General features: G+C 41.0%; 20 protein-coding genes and 1 pseudogene. 5 read left to right on the top strand and 16 right to left on the bottom strand.

What is annotated here, in order from left to right; all coding sequences use genetic code 11:
• The first annotated feature begins 182 nt into the window (after positions 1-182).
• The 4 genes from ACVR1I_RS08580 (at position 183) to ACVR1I_RS08565 (ending at position 3,280) form a co-directional block, all read left to right on the top strand.
• Entirely contained in the window at positions 183-536 is a 354-nt protein-coding gene (locus ACVR1I_RS08580) for a helix-turn-helix domain-containing protein (protein WP_447443656.1), read from the top strand.
• Between the two features lie 6 nt (positions 537-542).
• Complete coding sequence (locus ACVR1I_RS08575) at positions 543-896, top strand: ImmA/IrrE family metallo-endopeptidase (RefSeq protein WP_447443607.1); 354 nt, start codon at positions 543-545, stop codon at positions 894-896.
• A 54-nt stretch (positions 897-950) separates the two neighbouring features.
• Positions 951-2,012, top strand: coding sequence for a type I restriction endonuclease (locus tag ACVR1I_RS08570; protein WP_447443606.1), 1,062 nt, complete (start codon positions 951-953; stop codon positions 2,010-2,012).
• Between the two features lie 125 nt (positions 2,013-2,137).
• Positions 2,138-3,280 carry a tyrosine-type recombinase/integrase gene (locus tag ACVR1I_RS08565; RefSeq protein ID WP_447443605.1) on the top strand — a complete coding sequence of 381 codons (1,143 nt, stop codon included), beginning with the start codon at positions 2,138-2,140 and terminating at the stop codon, positions 3,278-3,280.
• An 88-nt stretch (positions 3,281-3,368) separates the two neighbouring features.
• Here ACVR1I_RS08565 and hbs read toward each other — a convergent pair whose 3' ends face one another.
• From hbs to ACVR1I_RS08500, 13 genes are all read right to left on the bottom strand, one after another.
• The gene (hbs, locus tag ACVR1I_RS08560; protein ID WP_447443604.1) at positions 3,369-3,644 is read right to left on the bottom strand and encodes a non-specific DNA-binding protein Hbs; all 276 of its coding nucleotides are present in this window, start codon (positions 3,642-3,644) and stop codon (positions 3,369-3,371) included.
• Between the two features lie 93 nt (positions 3,645-3,737).
• Positions 3,738-4,331, bottom strand: a complete 594-nt coding sequence (locus ACVR1I_RS08555) for a YpmS family protein (protein ID WP_447443603.1) — start codon at positions 4,329-4,331, stop codon at positions 3,738-3,740.
• Positions 4,309-5,145 (bottom strand): SGNH/GDSL hydrolase family protein, encoded by an 837-nt coding sequence (locus tag ACVR1I_RS08550; RefSeq protein WP_447443602.1) that lies wholly within the window; start codon positions 5,143-5,145, stop codon positions 4,309-4,311. Before ACVR1I_RS08550 ends, ACVR1I_RS08555 begins: the two co-directional genes overlap by 23 nt.
• A complete protein-coding gene (fakB, locus tag ACVR1I_RS08545) occupies positions 5,138-5,968 on the bottom strand; it encodes a fatty acid kinase binding subunit FakB (protein ID WP_447443601.1) in 831 nt (276 codons plus the stop codon). The genes ACVR1I_RS08550 and fakB overlap by 8 nt, the downstream gene beginning before the upstream one ends.
• Positions 5,969-6,066: 98 nt before the next feature.
• Positions 6,067-6,717 (bottom strand): HD domain-containing protein, encoded by a 651-nt coding sequence (locus tag ACVR1I_RS08540; protein WP_447443600.1) that lies wholly within the window; start codon positions 6,715-6,717, stop codon positions 6,067-6,069.
• A 32-nt stretch (positions 6,718-6,749) separates the two neighbouring features.
• Positions 6,750-8,408 (bottom strand): DNA repair protein RecN, encoded by a 1,659-nt coding sequence (gene recN, locus ACVR1I_RS08535; protein ID WP_447443599.1) that lies wholly within the window; start codon positions 8,406-8,408, stop codon positions 6,750-6,752.
• Between the two features lies 1 nt (position 8,409).
• Positions 8,410-8,835, bottom strand: coding sequence for an arginine repressor (locus ACVR1I_RS08530; protein WP_447443598.1), 426 nt, complete (start codon positions 8,833-8,835; stop codon positions 8,410-8,412).
• Positions 8,828-9,649 carry a TlyA family RNA methyltransferase gene (locus ACVR1I_RS08525; protein ID WP_447443597.1) on the bottom strand — a complete coding sequence of 274 codons (822 nt, stop codon included), beginning with the start codon at positions 9,647-9,649 and terminating at the stop codon, positions 8,828-8,830. Before ACVR1I_RS08525 ends, ACVR1I_RS08530 begins: the two co-directional genes overlap by 8 nt.
• Positions 9,642-10,514: a polyprenyl synthetase family protein gene (locus ACVR1I_RS08520; protein WP_447443596.1), complete on the bottom strand. Its 873-nt coding sequence runs from the start codon at positions 10,512-10,514 to the stop codon at positions 9,642-9,644. Before ACVR1I_RS08520 ends, ACVR1I_RS08525 begins: the two co-directional genes overlap by 8 nt.
• Positions 10,514-10,732, bottom strand: a complete 219-nt coding sequence (locus ACVR1I_RS08515; RefSeq protein WP_447443595.1) for an exodeoxyribonuclease VII small subunit — start codon at positions 10,730-10,732, stop codon at positions 10,514-10,516. The genes ACVR1I_RS08520 and ACVR1I_RS08515 overlap by 1 nt, the downstream gene beginning before the upstream one ends.
• Positions 10,707-12,050 carry an exodeoxyribonuclease VII large subunit gene (gene xseA / locus ACVR1I_RS08510; RefSeq protein WP_447443594.1) on the bottom strand — a complete coding sequence of 448 codons (1,344 nt, stop codon included), beginning with the start codon at positions 12,048-12,050 and terminating at the stop codon, positions 10,707-10,709. The genes ACVR1I_RS08515 and xseA overlap by 26 nt, the downstream gene beginning before the upstream one ends.
• Positions 12,051-12,401: 351 nt before the next feature.
• A complete protein-coding gene (locus ACVR1I_RS08505) occupies positions 12,402-12,956 on the bottom strand; it encodes an NADPH-dependent F420 reductase (protein WP_447443593.1) in 555 nt (184 codons plus the stop codon).
• A 3-nt stretch (positions 12,957-12,959) separates the two neighbouring features.
• Complete coding sequence (locus ACVR1I_RS08500; protein WP_447443592.1) at positions 12,960-14,288, bottom strand: NtaA/DmoA family FMN-dependent monooxygenase; 1,329 nt, start codon at positions 14,286-14,288, stop codon at positions 12,960-12,962.
• Positions 14,289-14,433: 145 nt separating this feature from the next.
• On the opposite strand from ACVR1I_RS08500, the gene ACVR1I_RS08495 reads away from it, so the two are divergent.
• Complete coding sequence (locus tag ACVR1I_RS08495) at positions 14,434-14,970, top strand: TetR/AcrR family transcriptional regulator (RefSeq protein ID WP_447443591.1); 537 nt, start codon at positions 14,434-14,436, stop codon at positions 14,968-14,970.
• Positions 14,971-15,276: 306 nt separating this feature from the next.
• On the opposite strand, the gene ACVR1I_RS08490 is transcribed toward ACVR1I_RS08495, so the two are convergent.
• From ACVR1I_RS08490 to ACVR1I_RS08480, 3 genes and pseudogenes are all read right to left on the bottom strand, one after another.
• On the bottom strand, positions 15,277-16,050 hold the full coding sequence (locus tag ACVR1I_RS08490) for an HAD hydrolase family protein (protein WP_447443590.1): 774 nt from the start codon (positions 16,048-16,050) through the stop codon (positions 15,277-15,279).
• 18 nt (positions 16,051-16,068) lie between these two features.
• A complete protein-coding gene (locus ACVR1I_RS08485) occupies positions 16,069-16,914 on the bottom strand; it encodes a bifunctional methylenetetrahydrofolate dehydrogenase/methenyltetrahydrofolate cyclohydrolase (RefSeq protein WP_447443589.1) in 846 nt (281 codons plus the stop codon).
• A gap of 181 nt (positions 16,915-17,095) precedes the next feature.
• Positions 17,096-17,515, bottom strand: a pseudogene (locus tag ACVR1I_RS08480) (cytidine deaminase family protein).
• Positions 17,516-17,517: the final 2 nt, after the last annotated feature.

Genomic DNA, 17,517 nt, shown 5'->3' with positions numbered 1-17,517 from the left:
TTGATAACACTACATTTACAACTCGCCAAAGTTTATTTTTTTAGTTTTATCATTCGCTTTTTGTTTCGCTTATTTATTCGCTTTACATTTTATATTTTAGAGTATTCTCTTTTATTTGTCAAGAATAAAATAGAGTTTTCTCTAAAATATTTTTCGTAATGCTTAGAAAGGTTGATAAATCAATGTTTTCGACATTCGAAAAAATAAAAGAGCTCTGCAAAAGTAGAAGAATCTCTATCGCAAAGCTAGAAGAAAATCTTGGGTTGAGTAAAAATGCAATCTATGCGATCAAAAGAAATCAACCCTCAGCTGAACGTCTTCAGGAAATTGCAGACTACTTCAACGTCTCAACTGATTACTTGCTAGGCCGTACTGATAATCCTCGGATTGCAAAAGAGTCTGATGCTCCCTCAGAAGTTGACCTTAAGGAATTAGCTAAAGACTCATTCTTTTACGATGGTCACCACCTCAATGATGAGGATATAGACTTGATAGCGTCATTGCTTGAGACAAGAATAAAAAACAGACAGGACTGATGCCATATGACACAAATTGCCTACTTCGATGGCAGAGACACTGGAGTCAACGGTGTCTATAATAAACCTTTTGACACAGTCTTTGTTAACAGTTACCTGGATGACATTGACAAAAAGAAAGTCACCTATCACGAACTGGGTCATAAGCATCACACCAAAGCAGATTATGAATTCAACCGTGAGCGCTGCGAACTTCAAGCTGATAGAAATATGATCCATCATCTTCTGAAGGAAGAACTGGATTTGATGGACGACCATAAAGAATTTAACTATGTCAGCTTTATGGAAAAATACAGATTAAAAACCATGGCTGATGAGACCATGGTCAAAGAAGAGTTTAATAACTTAATTAATTTTTAAAATAAATACGTGCAAGGCCTGAACCACGTTAAAAGCAGGGAAGGGAGTCTAAAGATGGAATTGGATAAACTTAAAGATAGTTTAAAGCAATTAAGCAAGCGTGTGTTAGATTTAGAATCAAGCATCACAAACGAGGAGCAAACAAAAAATGCTTTTATTATGCCATTCTTTCAAGCCTTGGGATATGATATTTTCAATCCGCTTGAGTTTGTCCCAGAGTTTACAGCAGATGTTGGCATTAAAAAAGGCGAAAAAGTCGATTACGCCATTATCATCGACAATCAACCTCAAATTCTAATAGAATGTAAATCAATTACTGAAAAACTAACCAAACATGACTCGCAGCTTTTTAGATACTTTGGAACAACTACCTCGAAATTTGGTATTTTAACAAATGGTAAAGAGTATAAATTTTTTACTGATTTAGATGAGCCAAACAAAATGGACACAACTCCTTTCCTGACAATCGACATTACAAATATACGTGATAATCAATTCGCCGAAGTTATCAAGTTTCACAAGGCTAATTTTGATATTGATAATATTGTTTCTTCTGCGTCAGAATTAAAATATTTAAATATTTTAAAAGGATTTTTAACAGAAAATATTCAAGAACCATCTGACTCATTCCTTAAATATATTGTTTCTGAAATATATGAGGGCCGAGTTACACAGAACGTTTTATCAACATTTAAACCCATCATTTCCAAAGGTTTTAGCCAGTTTATTACTGATCGAGTAAATGAAAAATTAAGCGCTGCATTGAACACAAATGTAGAGACGAAAGTTGAAACAACCACTGAGGATAATTCCGATAACGAAAAAACTATCGAAAGCGATATTGTGACAACCCCAGATGAATTAGAGGCATATACTGTAGTTAAAGTGTTGTTAAAAGATATTATTGATCCTGACAGAGTTTTTTACAGGGATAACAAGAGCTATTTCAACGTTTTAATTGATAACAATATCAAAAAATGGGTTTTACGTTATATATCAAATTCACGTAAAACATGCATTGAAATTAGAAATGTTGGAACTTTTGAAATATCTTCTCCTTTAGAAATTTCAAACCATGCAGAATCAATTATTAGCGTAGCTAAAGACTTTATTTAATAAAACAAAAATCCCCACACTCTCCGCCGGCAAGCTTGAGTGTGAGGTATCTTGTACAATAAAGAATAGGCATTAAATGGCCCTCTTTACTGTACCCATTTTAACACAGAAATGAGGTAAAATCAATGTGGATAGAAGAAACAAAAGCTGGAAAATTCAAATTCCGTGAGAATTATAGGGACCCATATACAGGGAAATGGAAACCTGTCTCCGTGACCATGGATAAGAATAATACTAGAACCCACAAAGCAGCTCAACTAATTCTTGATCAGAAGATAGCAGAAAAGTTAGATAACCTTAAAACCTCTGAAATGCTCTTCACGGAACTTTTGGAACAGTGGTGGGCATTTTATCAGCAAGAGATAAAACGCTCCTCTATCGCTTCATTAAAAGGCAATATAAAGGAGATAAGAGAGACTTTTGGAATTGGCGTCAAAGTGGTTAACATAGACCCTAAATATGTCCAGAATTATTTGGATAACCTCAACTGCTCCAGGAATAAGAAAGAACGGAACAAATCTATGCTTAACCTGGCTTTTGATTATGCATTAGGATTAAACATCATCAAAGATAATCCTGCTAGAAGGGCCAAACTTCCGCGAATCAAGAAAACTTTACAGGACTGGAAAAAGGTTGAAGAGAAATACCTTGAAGAAGACGAAATCAAGCCACTCCTTAAAGAATTATACCGAAGACCCAGCACCTATCGTTTAGGGCTTCTCTCTGAATTTATGAGCCTTAACGGTTGCCGTATAGGAGAAGCTGTCAGTATCGAACCTCGCAATTACAATTTTGAAACCAAGGTCCTACAACTGCACGGAACATTTGACCACACCGAAGGTTATCGAAATGGCGAAAAGACCGATCCAAAAACTCTTGCATCTCATCGAGAAACTATTATGACGAACAGGGAACTGGAAATTATACAAGAGTTGGAATTTATGAATGAATTAGAAAAAAATACCAATCCTAGATATCGAGATATGGGATATATCTTCACAACTAAGAACGGTGTGCCAATCCAAACAAATTCATTCAACCTGGCGCTTAAAAAGGCAAATGAGCGACTTGATAAGCCAATACCGAAAAATCTCACCAGTCATATTTTTCGTCACACCTTGGTTAGCCGTCTCTCAGAAAATAATGTACCACTAAAAGCCATCATGGACCGTGTTGGTCATGCAGATGCAAAGACTACTACTCAAATTTATACCCATATTACTAAAAAACTAAAAGCTAATGTGGCAAATATCCTGGAAAACTACTAAAACTCTACGCCCTTTATACACCCTCTAGACAAAAAAAGGCCCGTCAACCAACGAGAAACGTTGATATGACGGGCTTTTTAATTCGCAATTACTTAACTGCGTCTTTAAGAGCTTTACCAGCTTTGAATGCTGGAACTTTTGAAGCAGCGATAGTGATTTCTTTACCAGTTTGTGGGTTGCGACCTTTACGTGCAGCACGCTCACGAACTTCAAAGTTACCAAAGCCGATCAATTGAACTTTTTCACCAGCAGCAAGGTAGTCTGCTACTGCAGCAAATACTGCATCAACAGCTGTTGCTGAATCTTTTTTAGTCAATGAAGTTGCTTCTGCAACTTTTGCGATTAAATCTTGTTTGTTAGCCATTTTGCTAAGTCCTCCAATAATTTTCTGAGTAATTACTCACCCTCTTATCTTACCTAAAAAACTTGAATTGGTCAAGTTTTTTATATGTTTCTGCTACTTTTTTCGGTAAATATCAAAAATAATCTGATCATTATAGAGGTCAATGGTATTGGCTTTAATATAAATATCCAACTCATTTTTTATCGCCGATAAATCGATTAAGATCGTTGATGCTTTTACATTAATTGAAATAAATTCTGGTAATTTATAATTTTTCTTTAAATAATTTAAAATTTCAACCTTCGGAAAAGACAAGGTTCCAGCTGATACTTCAGATACCGTTAACAAGACATTTCCATCTTCTAATTTATTTGGTACAAAATAGACATAGAGAGGAATTTTTTGACCAAATATGGCATATTCCCCTTGAAATAAAACCTGTTGTTTAGTTGCATATAATGTATAGGTGAAATCTTTGGTCTGATAATCTTCTAGATAGGTCGCTATCGTACCATTTAATTGTTCACGATTGGTTGTAAATGTTCCAATCTTAGTTTCTTCCGATCGTGCCAATGCAATTTGACTTGTATCTTCTCGGTAGGTTGTTACACGAAATGTTAGCAATAAAAGCAATCCGAAAACGGCTGACAAGAGGAGTAAAAAAAGCCATTTCCAGATATTTATTCTACCAATTTTCTTTTGTTTCACTAATTTTCTCCAATACTGCCCGTTTCATGATTTCATAGCCTGTTCCATTTGGATGGAAATTGTCTTCCTTGTACAATACTTCGTTGATCAAATTTGCATTGCTATCAATCGTCTGCTCCAATCCTTCTTCATCATCTATCCCCTCGTATAACAAGTCATGAATAGGAACAAAATACACATTTTCTAAATCAGATACTGTCTCTTCGGTAGCTTGATTCCAGTTATCTACAATGATTTGGAACTCCGTCATCTCTGAAAAATTCAGATAAAAAGGATTGTAAATCCCCAATACATAGATTGGAAGATCTGGATTGTTCTTTCGTGCTAGTGCAATAATTTCAAGTAGACGTTTCTGATAACGTGTGATTGGTTTGTCAAACGTTTTTAATTCCAACCTGACAATATTATCCAAGATAACTTTTCTTAGGTCATTTCCTCCAACCGTCAAAGTCATCATATCTGCTTTTTTCAAAGAAGTAGCGATTTGCTTTTCCTGCTTCATTCGCTTTAAAATCTGATTGCTGGTATTTCCTGATATTCCAAAATTATCATAGCTGACTTGATAGCCATAATCATTGATCAGACTTTGAGCCACCAAGGGAACAAAGCCACCTTGATTGGTAGTATCTCCAACTCCTTGTGTCAACGAATCCCCAATTGCAACATAATGAAAACTTTGTACTTTTTGTGGCTTATAATCTCGACTGGTCAAAACAGGCTCCGCTGCTGGAATCAAGAGATGAAAGAGAAAAACAAATCCCAAGAGACTGAGAAAAAAGAAAACGAGACCTTGTAATACTTTTTGATTATTCATAACGCACTAAAATAGCCCAAGCATCTTCGCCTGTATGGGTTTGAATGATAGAGCCTGTTTCTAATACAGAAATGGGAACAGGGACATAGTCTTGCAATTTTGTTTTGATTTCTTGTGCAAACTCTGCACCTCCTGCATAAGAAATTCCAATCTCTGCAACTTTTTTATCAGTAAGACCAGTTGCAAATTCCTCTATCCATTTTTTAAAGGTCTTTGTTCCACGGCCCTTGACAACAGGATTCAATTGGTGATCCTTCATCTGCATAATAACCCGAATGTTCAAGAGAGAGCTAAGCAAACCCGTAACACGGCCGATACGGCCACCTTTTACAAGGTTTTCCAACGTTGAAACACCAATAAAGAGTTCTGTTTTGTCTTTCACATCTTCAATCGCAGCAAGAATTTCTTCTACACTAGCTCCCTTTCGAGCCATACGGGCTGCCTCAACCACCTGAAACTTAGTCGCCTGGTCTGTATAACCCGAATCAATTACGGTGACAGCTACACCTGACAAAGTTGCGCCTTGTCGAGCTGCTTCTACTGTTCCTGATAAAGCATGCGACAGATGAATCGCAATAACCTGATCGCCATCTCTCGCCAAGTCTGAAAAGACTTCCGCAAAGACACCTACTGGAGGCTGACTCGTTTTTGGAAGATTCTTACTAGAGCGCATCAAGGCTAAAAATTGGCCTTCTTGTAAATCCAAATCTGAATAGACCACACCGTCTACCATCACGGATAAGGGAACAACAGTGATGCCTAATTCACGGACCAATTCAGGCTCAATAGTAACACTTGAATCCGTTACAATTTTTATTGCCATATCGATTTTTACCTCGCATTTCTATTTTTTCATTATACCAAATTTCGAATCATTTTGGGAAAGAGAAATTCATTATCTGTGTTCAACGGGTTGACTATTTAGCATTTCCCATCCCATTCGGCAAAAAATTGTTGGAGATAGTTTTCTAAAAAAGCATGGCGCTCTTTTGCCAATGTCCGACCCGTTTTAGTCTGCATCTTATCGCTTAATCTTAATAATTTTTCATAAAAATGAGTAATAGCAGTCCCATAATTGGATCGGTATTCTTCTAGGCTCATCTTGTCTCTGATCGGGACTTCTGGATCATGAATCAGTCGTCCCTTATTCCCCGAATAAGCCATGGTTCGTGCGATTCCAATCGCCCCCAGTGCATCTAATCGATCAGCGTCTTGTACTACTTTTCCTTCTAGTGTCAAGGAATAACCATCATTTTGTCCAGCTTTGTACGAAACATGTTGCACAATATCCAAAATATGCAACTGCTGGTCTTTGGGGACGGCTTGTTTTTTCAGCCATTCTTGTACGAGTGCTAGCCCCTGCTCCTCACTTTTGGCTACTTTTTCATCTGCCAGATCATGAAGTAGAGCTGCCATTTGGCAAAGAAAGACATTGGCGCCTTCTTCTTTGGCCAGGCGCTCTGCCATGTTCGTCACGCGCATAATGTGCCACCAATCATGGCCACCGGCCTCTCCTTCTAGATAATCTTTGACAAAATCCTTTGTCGCTTGTAGCACTGCTGTTTCCTGCATGACCTTTCCTTTCAAAAAAGCAAGCTAGAAGCTTACTTTTCAACTAATTCTCTGGCTTGTGTACGGGCTGCTTCCGTCACTGTATCTCCTGCTAGCATCTTGGCAATTTCTTCCACCCGTTCGTCTGTTGAAAGCAAACGAACTCGAGATACCGTCGAAGCATCATTCGAAATCTTTTCAATGTAAAATTGATAATCTGCAATGGCAATGACTTGTGGCAAATGCGAAATGGCTAGGACTTGCCCAAATTGACCAATCTTGTAAATTTTCTGGGCAATGGCTTGGGCAACTCGGCCAGAAACACCTGTATCGACCTCATCAAATACAATCGCTGTCTTGCCTTCTTTTCGAGACAAGGCCGACTTAATCGCCAACATTAAACGAGACAATTCTCCACCTGAGGCCACCTTGACAAGTGGTTTAAAATCTTCACCCGGATTAGTAGAAATATAAAACTCAACAGTTTCATGACCGTTTCTACTAAATTTCCCCTTAGAAAATCGGACTTGAAAACGGGCTTTTTCCATGTAAAGATCCGTCAACTCTTGATGGATGTCTTTCTCTAATTGTTCTGCCAAGCCATGTCTAGCTTGACTCAACTCTTCGGCTGTCGCTACTAAATCGCGTTCTAAGGCCTTTAACTGACTTTCTAAATCATGGTTTCCATCACCTGTGCCTGTTAGGTGCTGGTATTCTTCCGTGATTTTTTGCCCATAGGCAATGACATCATCTACCTGACCGCCATACTTTTTGGTCATAGTATTTAAGAGGTCCAAGCGTTGTTCTACTTGCATCAGGCGATTGCCGTCAAATTCAAGAGAATCTACCAAATCCTCTAATCTTCTGGCAACGTCCTCTAAAACATAATAGGATTCTGCCATTTGTACTGCTAACTCCTGATAGGCAGGGTCATACTCTTCAATGGCTTGCAAATCATTCATGGCCGATCGCACATTGGTCAAGCTGGAAACTTCCTCATTGTCCAATAAAGCATAGGCACTGGCCAAGGTATCGGCTATTTGTTTATGATTGAGCAAACGGTCACGTTCTTGATGCAGGGCTATATCTTCTCCTGCTTGCAAATCAGCCGCCTCAATTTCTGCCATCTGAAACTCGAGCATTTCGATTCTGGCCTTGTGTTCCAACTCATTCTTTTGCTTGTCCAGTACCTGTTTGCGGACTAGTTTGTAGCGATCAAATGTCTTTTGGTAACGATCTTTCAATGACTGAAACCCTGTTTCACCAAAATTATCCAGTAGTCGGATATGGTGTTGGGATTTCATCAATTCTTCCTGATCGTGCTGACCGTGAATGTCTACGAGAAATTGACCGACTTGTTTCAGGACAGACAAATTGACCAACTGTCCATTGATTCGGCTCACAGAGCGTCCATTTGCCAGAACCTCTCTGCGGATGATCAATTCATCTGTCCACTCCATACCTTGTTCTGCTAAAATCGCTTCTAAAGCTGGATTTTTCTCCAAGGCAAATAGCCCTTCAACTTCTGCCTTCGGTGCACCATGGCGGATGACATCTGTCGTTGCTCGAGCCCCCAACATTAAATTCATGGCATCGATGATGATGGATTTCCCCGCTCCAGTCTCCCCCGTTAAAATGGTCATGCCATTGTCAAACGCAAGAGTGACTTCTTCAATAATAGCAAATTGTTTTATCGAAATTTCTAATAACATACTACCAAACCTTGATTGTTTGCTCGATCTGTGGCAATGCTTCTTCTTCCTTCACAATGACTAAGATACTATCATCATCGGCAATGACACTGAACAACTGCTCCCCAAATCTCTCCATAATCTGACGTTTTACAACCAGCGTACTACCTGGAATCAAGTTGATATGGAGCATATTGTTCATCGCTGCAACGGATAAAATGTTTCGAGAAGGCACTTTTCCTGAGCCAGACTTTGGAAAACCATAAATATAGCCTTGTTCTGAATGAGGAACTTTGATAATACCAAGTTCTTTAATATCCCTTGATACCGTTGCCTGTGTCGCATGAATTCCGAATTCTTCGAGACGCTCGACAATTTCTTCCTGGGTGTCAATTGGATAACGAAGTACCAAGTCTTTGATAAGGTTTAATCGTTGTTTTTTATTCATCTTTTGCAAATTCTCCGTGTGCGCGTGCCACCACTGTTTTCAACTCTTCTTTTAGTTGGTTGTTGGGAGCACTTGATTTTTGTAAATGAGCTAAGAACTCAATATTGCCTTGGCCACCTTGAACCGGTGAAAAATCAAGGCCTTTTATACTATATCCGTATTCTTGAGCAAAACAAAGGACGTCTTTTAAGACTTTTTCATGAACAGACTTGTCTTTGACAATTCCATTTTTTCCAATCTGCTCTCGCCCGGCTTCAAACTGTGGCTTGATTAAGGCGATGACCTGGCCATCTTCTGATAAAATATTGGCCAGTGCTGGCAAGATTAAATTGAGGGAGATAAAACTCACATCAATTGAGGCAACCGTCGGCTGACCATAGGTAAAATCTGCCCTTTCAGCATAACGGAAATTGTATTGTTCCATGCTGATGACTCGCTCATCTTGTCGCAATTTCCAAGCCAATTGATTGGTTCCAACATCCACCGCATAGACCAACTTGGCTCCAGCCTGTAACATGACATCTGTAAAGCCTCCAGTAGAAGCTCCAATATCGATTGTTGTTTGTTCTTCTACTGAAATCCCAAATACGGACAAGGCCTTTTCTAATTTGAGTCCGCCACGGCTGACATATTTGAGTTTTTCACCCTTGAGCTTTAATTCAGTTGCTTCGTCAATTTTTTCACCTGGCTTGTCATAGCGTTCACCATTGATGACATTGACAACCAGTCCAGCCATGACGCCTCGTTTGGCTTGTTCTCGTGTTTCAAAGAGACCTTGTTTGTAGGCTAATACATCTACACGTTCCTTAGGCATGCAATCGCAACCTTTCTATGATGTTAAGGATTGATGTTGGATCAAATCCTTCTTGTTCTTGTAATCTTTCAAAAATAGCTGTCGCCTGATCCAAATCCTGGTTTAAAACAGCATAGGATTGTTCCAATCCCAAAAGACTTGGATAGGTAGATTTCTCCGCTAAAAGATCTTTTTGTGGGGTCTTTCCTATCTCTTCAAAGCTGGCGGTCACATCTAAAATATCATCCCGCACTTGAAAGGCGTGGCCAATGAGAGAACCAGCCTCTTCTAATGCTGCTTGAATGGGGTTATTTTTTTCAGCTAAAATCCCTGCAGCTACAAATGGAAAGGTCAATAATTTTCCCGTCTTATGGGCATGAATGGTCTGCAATTCTTCCAAGGAAACAGGCCGCTCTTCCCCCTTCATGTCGAGCATCTGACCTCCGACCATGCCAAAGCTACCAGATGCAGCTGCCAACTGACGAACCACTTGTAAGGCTATTTCGGGTTTGAGCGCAGCTTTTGCCACCAAATCAAAGGGATCAAAAAACAAACTATCTCCTGCCAAAATAGCCGTTGCTTCACCGTACTTTTTATGGTTGGTCAAACGGCCGCGGCGGTAGTCATCGTTGTCCATGGCTGGTAAATCATCGTGAATGAGACTCCCTGTATGGATCAACTCCACTGCAGCCGCCACATCAAAATGAGCTTCCGTCAATTCGATTCCAAATCCTTCCAAGACTTCTAAAAGGATTAAGGGACGGATGCGCTTGCCGCCACTATCAACCGAGTACAAAATCGCTTCAATCAATTCTTCCGATACAGAGGGGTAAGTCGCTTGGTAGTAGCGATAAATAGCCTCATCAATCTTTTTTAACTTGTTCATTAGGCCTCTAATTCTACTTCCGTACCGTCTTCTTGCATGACTTTGACCAAGGTCTTTTCAGCTTCCTGCAAGGTTTTTTGGAGACTTTTTGAGAGTTTCATTCCTTTTTGAAATTCTGCTAGCGCTTCTTCCAGAGCTACATCGCCACTCTCTAATTTAGTGACAACTGCTTCTAAGGCTGTTAAATTTTCTTCAAATGTTTTCGTTTGTTTGGGCATGTTTGACCTCCACTTCTAGGTGACCGTCTTTCATCTGAACAATCACAGGTTTTTCTTTCTTAATTTTCTGGACGCTATCAATCACCTGGCCGTCTTGTTGGACCATGGCATAACCCCTTGCCACAATCCGGCTGGTATCTAACAGACTTAATGCGTCCATCAGTTTATCCGCTCTGGCTACCTTTTGATCATAAAGATTGGCCATGTTGCTCTTTAAGAGTCTTTCAGACTGGACAACTTGTTCCTTGTAACGCCCAATTTGACTGACTAAATCTACAGAAGCCAGGCGTTGGTCTAAGAGACGGACTTGTTGGAGACCTGCTTGGTAACGGCCCTCTATCTGATGGGTCAGGCGACTGATTAGGCTATCTACCTTTTGCAAATACCCATCATAAAGGCGTTCCGGTTGACGGAACATGACCGATTGTTGCAAGGACTGTAAGCGGTTTGTCAGGTACTGCAAGCGATTGTTCATAGCCTGTCGGCTGCGGTGTTCCTGTTGGAGCAAGAAAGCAACCAAATCGGTCTTCGTTACAGGCGTTGCCATTTCAGCAGCTGCCGTTGGAGTGGCTGCCCGCCGATCCGCGACATAGTCTGCCAGGGTCGTATCCGTCTCGTGCCCCACACTGGAAATCACAGGGATTCGGGATTCAAAAATGGCTCGCACGACCACCTCTTCGTTAAAGGCCCATAAATCTTCGATAGAACCGCCACCACGTCCCACAATCAAGACGTCTAAGTCCTCTCGCTGGTTGGCTAGAACAATGTTGCGAGCCACTGCTTGGGCAGCACCCTCGCCTTGCACTTTTGTAGGATAGAGGACAATCTCAACACCAGGAAATCGCCGGCTAACGGTTGTGATAATATCTTGAATAACCGCTCCGCTTGGACTGGTAATGACCCCTATTTTTTTGACAAAACGAGGCAATGCTTGTTTCCACTGGTCCTGAAAGAGTCCTTCTTTAGACAGGTTTTCTTTTAGCTGTTCAAATTTGACGGCTAGAGCCCCTATTCCATCTGGTTCGGCCTTCTCAATGACAATGGAGTAGGAACCGCTCGGCTCATACAATTGAACGCGTCCTACGACATTTACTTTCATGCCCTCTTCCAGCTCAAATCCTAGCTTTTTGTAGACCCCAGCCCACATGGTGGCTTGGATAACCGCCTTTTCATCTTTGAGAGAAAAGTACTGGTGGTTGGGGCGTTTTCGAAAGTTGGAAATCTGACCGGTCAAATAGACCCTCTCCAAATAAGGATCTCGGTCAAACTTCAACTTAAGGTACTTGGTTAAATGACTAACCGATAAATAATCGACCACAGAAACTCCTCTCTTTTTGACTTCTTGTATATCTATACAATTATACCAAATTTTGTATAAATAAGGTGGAAGAAGGCCGGAATTTTACGCTAAACCGCCCAGAAAAAAGACAAAAAAAGACCAGCTATTGCAGGTCTTTTCAGGAGATTATGAAAAATATTTAGGATTGACTTTAGTATACCCTAAAAAGGGGCTCTTGGTATCCGTCTTGAGGCTGATTTTTTAGTTATTTTAAAAGATGTTTTCTATTTGCCACAAAAACACGGGTTAGAGCGTCAGCATTATTTTCATTTTACATATTTTGAGAGGGATTGACCATCTTTTTCCAGCTATTAAAACTGCCCACAATTTTTACAAAGCAAAACTCGCAAGACTGGATGTATGACCACCGTCTAATAACAGAAGTTGAATGCGGGCAAAGGCTTCAAGGTCCTTGCTGCGGTTCAAATCTCCAAGGTCTAAGGTTTGAAAGTTAGCTGCTTTCAAGACTGCTGAAAATGCCTCTTTAGCAGATGCATCATTTCCAGCCACTAGGACCAAGGGGTGATCTCCAGCTGTCATCCGACTTGAAGAAAAATTGGTGTTCATGGCCTTAATCAAACGGAGTTCAGGATATTTTTGAGCCAAAAGGAGGCTGCTCGATTGGTCGTCCGCTAGGAAAGACATTTTGGTTTGGTAATCCAAAGGATTGCTAATGTCTACCAGGAGTTTCTCATCAAGCTGGTCCTCATAAAGAGCCACCGTTTCCTCCAAGGCATCATAAGGGATAGCAAGGATAACAATTGTTCCTAAGATGTCCTCTACTTGGCGTCCAATTTTTTGCACCGAAATGCCTGATTTTTCAAAATAGCTGGCAAGGGTCCGTCCCATTTTGCCGTTACCAATAATAGTTACGTATTCTGTCACGTTTTACTCCCTTTCTCGCGTGCCGTATTGGTAAGCGACGCCTAAGTTTTCACGTAAGGTTTCCCCTTCGTAATCCTTGTGGAAGCTGCCTTCTTCTTGTAAGATTGGAACGACTTCATCGACAAAGCGGGTTAAGTCAACCTTATAGACATCTGGCATCACCCAAAAACCGTCAGCAGCGCCAGCTTCAAACCATTCGGTCATGTAGTCAGCGATATCCTGTGCAGTACCAACTGCAGCGGGATGGTAGTCAATCACGGAATGGTAAACCAGCTCTCGCAAGCTCCAACCTTCACGCGCTACCTTAAGAACATTTTCAAGACGAGGATCGCTGTATGGCGTTACCACAACCTGGTCTAGCAGTTTTGGATCAATCGGTTTTTCCAGATCAGCTGGGGTAAAATCAATCCCCAAAACATAGCCGATATGGGCCACGCGCTGCAAGAAAGTATCGTCATCGATAAATTGGGCGTGTCTTTCGATGGCTTCTTTCTTGTTATTGCCAAGCAAGGGCATTACTCCAGCGATAAACTTGATGTCATCCGGTTGGCGACCATTGGCCACCGCAGCATCCCGAAGTGCTTGGCGAATGGCTTGACCTTGTTCAATGGTCCAGACTTCTCCAACAAAGACATCTGCATATTTTCCAGCAAAGGCAATACTGTTTTCAGAGCCACCAGAGTGAATGATTATCGGTTGCCCTTGCTTGGATGGTGGAATTGGCAAAGTTCCAGAGCTTTGCACGTATTTCCCTTTTAAGGAAATGGACTTGACCTGATCGTAATCTGCAAATTCTTTTGTCGAATGATTCAGTTTCAAGGCATCTTCCCCCCAAGTGGCCCATAAAGATTGAACCAACTCAACAAATTCATTGGCCTTACCGTAGCGGTCAAAACTTGGAGCGAGATTGACTCCGTAAGCGTTGGCACTGACCCCATTTGCCCCTGTTACCGCATTCCAGGCCATCCGCCCCTTGCTTAAGGCATCGAGGGTTTTAAATTGACGAGCAACATCGTAAGGGTTAGACCAAGAAGTAGCCCTGGTAATGCCCATACCGATACGCTCGGTGTGGTTTGAGATGATACTGGCAATCATCATCGGATCCAATCCCATTGTCTGCATATCACTAGTGTCACTAGCCTTGTTTCCTGGGAAGTCCCCAAAGAACATGAAATGGAATTTTCCTTTTTCGGCTAATTTAGCCGCCTCAATATCAACGTTAATATCGGGATAAGATGAGAGCTTGACCTCTGGATCTGTCCAGGATTTGAAGTTGAGCCCTGCTGCGCCGAACATAGCCAAACTCAGAATCATTTGTTTTTGTTTTGTCATACTATTGTCCTCTAAAAATGTCATTTCTACTTGTTTTTTGTAACAAGAAAAGGTATGATTTTATTATACAAGTGTCACTTAAAACGGACAAATGACACTTTAGCTCAATTTGTCACTTAACACACACATTGGAAAGGATTGTCACTTGGTAAACGATTTACGCTACTTAAAAATAGAAAAAAATATCCGCCAAGCCTTCTTAGAACTCTTAGATGAGAAAAAATATCCCAAAATCACCGTTACCGATATTTGCAAGCGGGCCAGCTGTTCTAGAAACGCTTTCTATCTTCACTATGAAAGCAAGGAAAACTTGTATGATGCTATTGTTTTAGACATTGTGCTCGATATTGAAAAAAGTTGCCAACCCATTGTCGATAAACTTTCCGATATCGGCCGAACTGAAAGCAAAGCCTATGTCACAAACATCTTATCTGCTGTAGAAATGCACCGTCCTGCTTTAAAACAACTATTGGAAAATGAGCAGGTTCATTTTTCCAAACACTTAAATAAAATCATGGTAGAGGCTATGCATTCCAACTCTAAAAACTTTCAGGAAGAAGCCAATCTCGATTATATCCATTATTTTGCTGGAGGCATTACCAGCTTTATCGAATATTGGATCACAGATAGTGAATACGATTTAGCAACTGCTAAAGAGACACTATTTGGTATCATACTTTAATGCTTACACTTATAGTTAAAAATTCTTTTCCCTTATTTCATTCAAAGAGCATCAAACAAGAAAAAACCAGCCGCTTGGCTGGTTTTTTCAGGAGATTTATGAAAAATATTTAGGAATAAGTAAAGTATACCCAAAAATCGATTGGATTGTATCCGTCTTGGGTCGGATTTCTATCTTCTTTTAATCATCGTCACAAAAAATACCGCCCATTGTGGACGGCATTTCGGAGATTTATGAAAAATATTTAGGATTGATTACAGTATACAATACCTTTCACTTCTTCACATCCGTCCTAAGGCTGATTTTTTATTTTCCTCGAAAATCGGCAAAAACTTGTAAGATTTTAGCCGCAACACTAGCCGCTACATCTCCCTCGACCTTGACCTGTTCATCCGCATAGGGTCTCAATCCCTTGAAATCCCCAACTTGAACAGCATAGAGAGAGGCTTCAAACAAGTCAATATCATTGGTATCGTTACCAAAGGCAATAACTTCTTCTCCCAACATTTCAGCAACAGTCGTTGCCTTGTTGGTCTGGGCAGGATTGATATAGAGGCATTCTTCATCCTTATGATAAGAAACCGTCAAATACTGGTCCGCTTGAAAGTGAGTCACAGTCTCCTCGACTAAGGCAATATGTTCCCCCATAAACGCCACAATTTTGACAGGAGATACCAATTCATCTAATTTTAAAAATCGGGCCCGCTTGGAGGAGTCTACTGCCGAAAAGAAGGGCATTTTCTCAATTTTTTGACCACTATAATCAAAATGATTGTCCACAAAAAATGGAATCCGGTAGGTTTCAAACCAATCAAGAAGAGCTTGATAAGAAGAACTTTCAATCGTTTTTTCGAAAACCAGTTCTCCTTTGTGATAGGCAATGCCACCATTTAAGCCAATCACCATCTCCTGGTTCAAGTCACTTCCTAAGACATCCATACAGTCACGATAAGACCGAGCTGAGGCAAAGGCAATCTCATGGCCATAAGAAGGGGCCTGAGCCAAGACTTGTTTGATTTCATCAGCAATGGTCATCCTATCAAAGCAAAGCGTTCCATCAATATCAAACACAAATTTCATAACGGCTTTTCCTTTTTATTACGAATGGCGTTTAGCTGCCTCGAAAGTTTGTTCCATGAGCATAGTTATGGTCATCGGACCAACCCCACCTGGGACAGGAGTCACATGACTAGCCATTTCAGCCACTTCATCATAAGCCACATCACCAATTAACTTGCCATTCTCGTCACGGTTCATCCCGACATCGATTACAACAGCACCTGGTTTGATAAAGTCTTTGGTCACAAAGTGTCCACGACCAATCGCCACAACTAAAATATCTGCTTGGCGAGAAAGGGCTGGTAAATCCTTGGTCCGTGAATGGGCAATGGTTACGGTCGCATTGGCATCTAGTAAAAGCTGAGCCATTGGTTTTCCAACAATATTGGAACGACCAATCACAAGAGCATTTTTTCCAGTAAGATCAATACTGTACTCCTTAAACATCTCCATGATACCGGCAGGAGTCGATGGAATCATAACAGGATGGCCACTCCAGAATTTCCCCATGTTGGTTGGGTGAAAACCATCCACGTCCTTGTCCGGTGAAATCGCAAAGAGCACAGCTTCTTCATCAATATGATTTGGCAAGGGCAACTGCACCAAAATACCATGCCAGTCTGCGTCTTGGTTGTACTCTTCAATCAAATCCAATAGCGCTTCTTGGCTTGTGGTTTCCGGGAGGCGAATAACTTTACTGTTAAAACCTGCGGCAAGGGCTGAACGCTCCTTATTGCGAACATAAACTTGACTAGCCGGATCTTCTCCCACCAGTATCACAACCAAGCCAGGAACAACACCTGTTTCTGCTTTCAAACGAGCTGTTTTTTCTGCCAACTCTCCCTGCATTTTAGCCGCCAATGCTTTTCCATCGATCCGAATCATAGGTCACTTCCTTCATCTTTTTCTACATTATACTAAAAGTGACGACATCTGACTAGAAAAGATTGGCTTTGACATCAGAATGTTCGGAGAAGTCAAAAAGGACAATGGACCCGAATGAAAAGATTCGCTCCTCTTGTCCTCTTATTACATCATAAGGATTATTCCCCTACGCTATGTCCCTCTACTTTCGCTCTTCTCCCCACCACAAGGGTAGGAGCTCTGAAAGAGTGATGATTTGGTTGCTATGGTAGTCCACCATGATTTCCGTCTGCCGGTTTTCGCTGTTCAACTGCATGAGAAATTCCCGACAGGCGCCACAGGGCATGCCACTTCCGCCGCCATAGGGTGGTTTATCCCGAAAAGCCAATATGCGTTTGATACGGGTTTGACGAGAAGCCATCTACATGGTCATGGCTGCCATCCGCTCCGCACAAAGATGAAAAACACCAGCCGTCCCTTCCATGCAAACACCTGTGTAAATGGTCCCATCTTCAGCCTCCAGGGCACAGACAACATGGTGACTATAAACAAATGACGATACTTCATGGGGATTATACAAATTCTTTGCCGACTCATAGAGTTCTTGCCAGATTGCTTCCATCT

It is taken from the genome of Streptococcus cameli (assembly GCF_053207365.1).
The sequence above is the reverse complement of the archived record's forward strand: the minus strand, read 5'-3'. Positions and strand labels throughout refer to the sequence as shown.

Coding starts and splice junctions, on each gene's coding strand:
- ACVR1I_RS08525 (WP_447443597.1), bottom strand. CDS start 9,649: ATGCCTAAGGAACGTGTAGATGTATTAGCCTACAAACAAGGTCTCTTT.
- ACVR1I_RS08530 (WP_447443598.1), bottom strand. CDS start 8,835: ATGAATAAAAAACAACGATTAAACCTTATCAAAGACTTGGTACTTCGT.
- ACVR1I_RS08515 (WP_447443595.1), bottom strand. CDS start 10,732: ATGCCCAAACAAACGAAAACATTTGAAGAAAATTTAACAGCCTTAGAA.
- ACVR1I_RS08520 (WP_447443596.1), bottom strand. CDS start 10,514: ATGAACAAGTTAAAAAAGATTGATGAGGCTATTTATCGCTACTACCAA.
- ACVR1I_RS08485 (WP_447443589.1), bottom strand. CDS start 16,914: ATGATTCGGATCGATGGAAAAGCATTGGCGGCTAAAATGCAGGGAGAG.
- ACVR1I_RS08570 (WP_447443606.1), top strand. CDS start 951: ATGGAATTGGATAAACTTAAAGATAGTTTAAAGCAATTAAGCAAGCGT.
- ACVR1I_RS08500 (WP_447443592.1), bottom strand. CDS start 14,288: ATGACAAAACAAAAACAAATGATTCTGAGTTTGGCTATGTTCGGCGCA.
- ACVR1I_RS08565 (WP_447443605.1), top strand. CDS start 2,138: ATGTGGATAGAAGAAACAAAAGCTGGAAAATTCAAATTCCGTGAGAAT.
- fakB (WP_447443601.1), bottom strand. CDS start 5,968: ATGGCAATAAAAATTGTAACGGATTCAAGTGTTACTATTGAGCCTGAA.
- ACVR1I_RS08550 (WP_447443602.1), bottom strand. CDS start 5,145: ATGAATAATCAAAAAGTATTACAAGGTCTCGTTTTCTTTTTTCTCAGT.
- ACVR1I_RS08575 (WP_447443607.1), top strand. CDS start 543: ATGACACAAATTGCCTACTTCGATGGCAGAGACACTGGAGTCAACGGT.
- recN (WP_447443599.1), bottom strand. CDS start 8,408: ATGTTATTAGAAATTTCGATAAAACAATTTGCTATTATTGAAGAAGTC.
- ACVR1I_RS08490 (WP_447443590.1), bottom strand. CDS start 16,050: ATGAAATTTGTGTTTGATATTGATGGAACGCTTTGCTTTGATAGGATG.
- ACVR1I_RS08540 (WP_447443600.1), bottom strand. CDS start 6,717: ATGCAGGAAACAGCAGTGCTACAAGCGACAAAGGATTTTGTCAAAGAT.
- hbs (WP_447443604.1), bottom strand. CDS start 3,644: ATGGCTAACAAACAAGATTTAATCGCAAAAGTTGCAGAAGCAACTTCA.
- ACVR1I_RS08580 (WP_447443656.1), top strand. CDS start 183: ATGTTTTCGACATTCGAAAAAATAAAAGAGCTCTGCAAAAGTAGAAGA.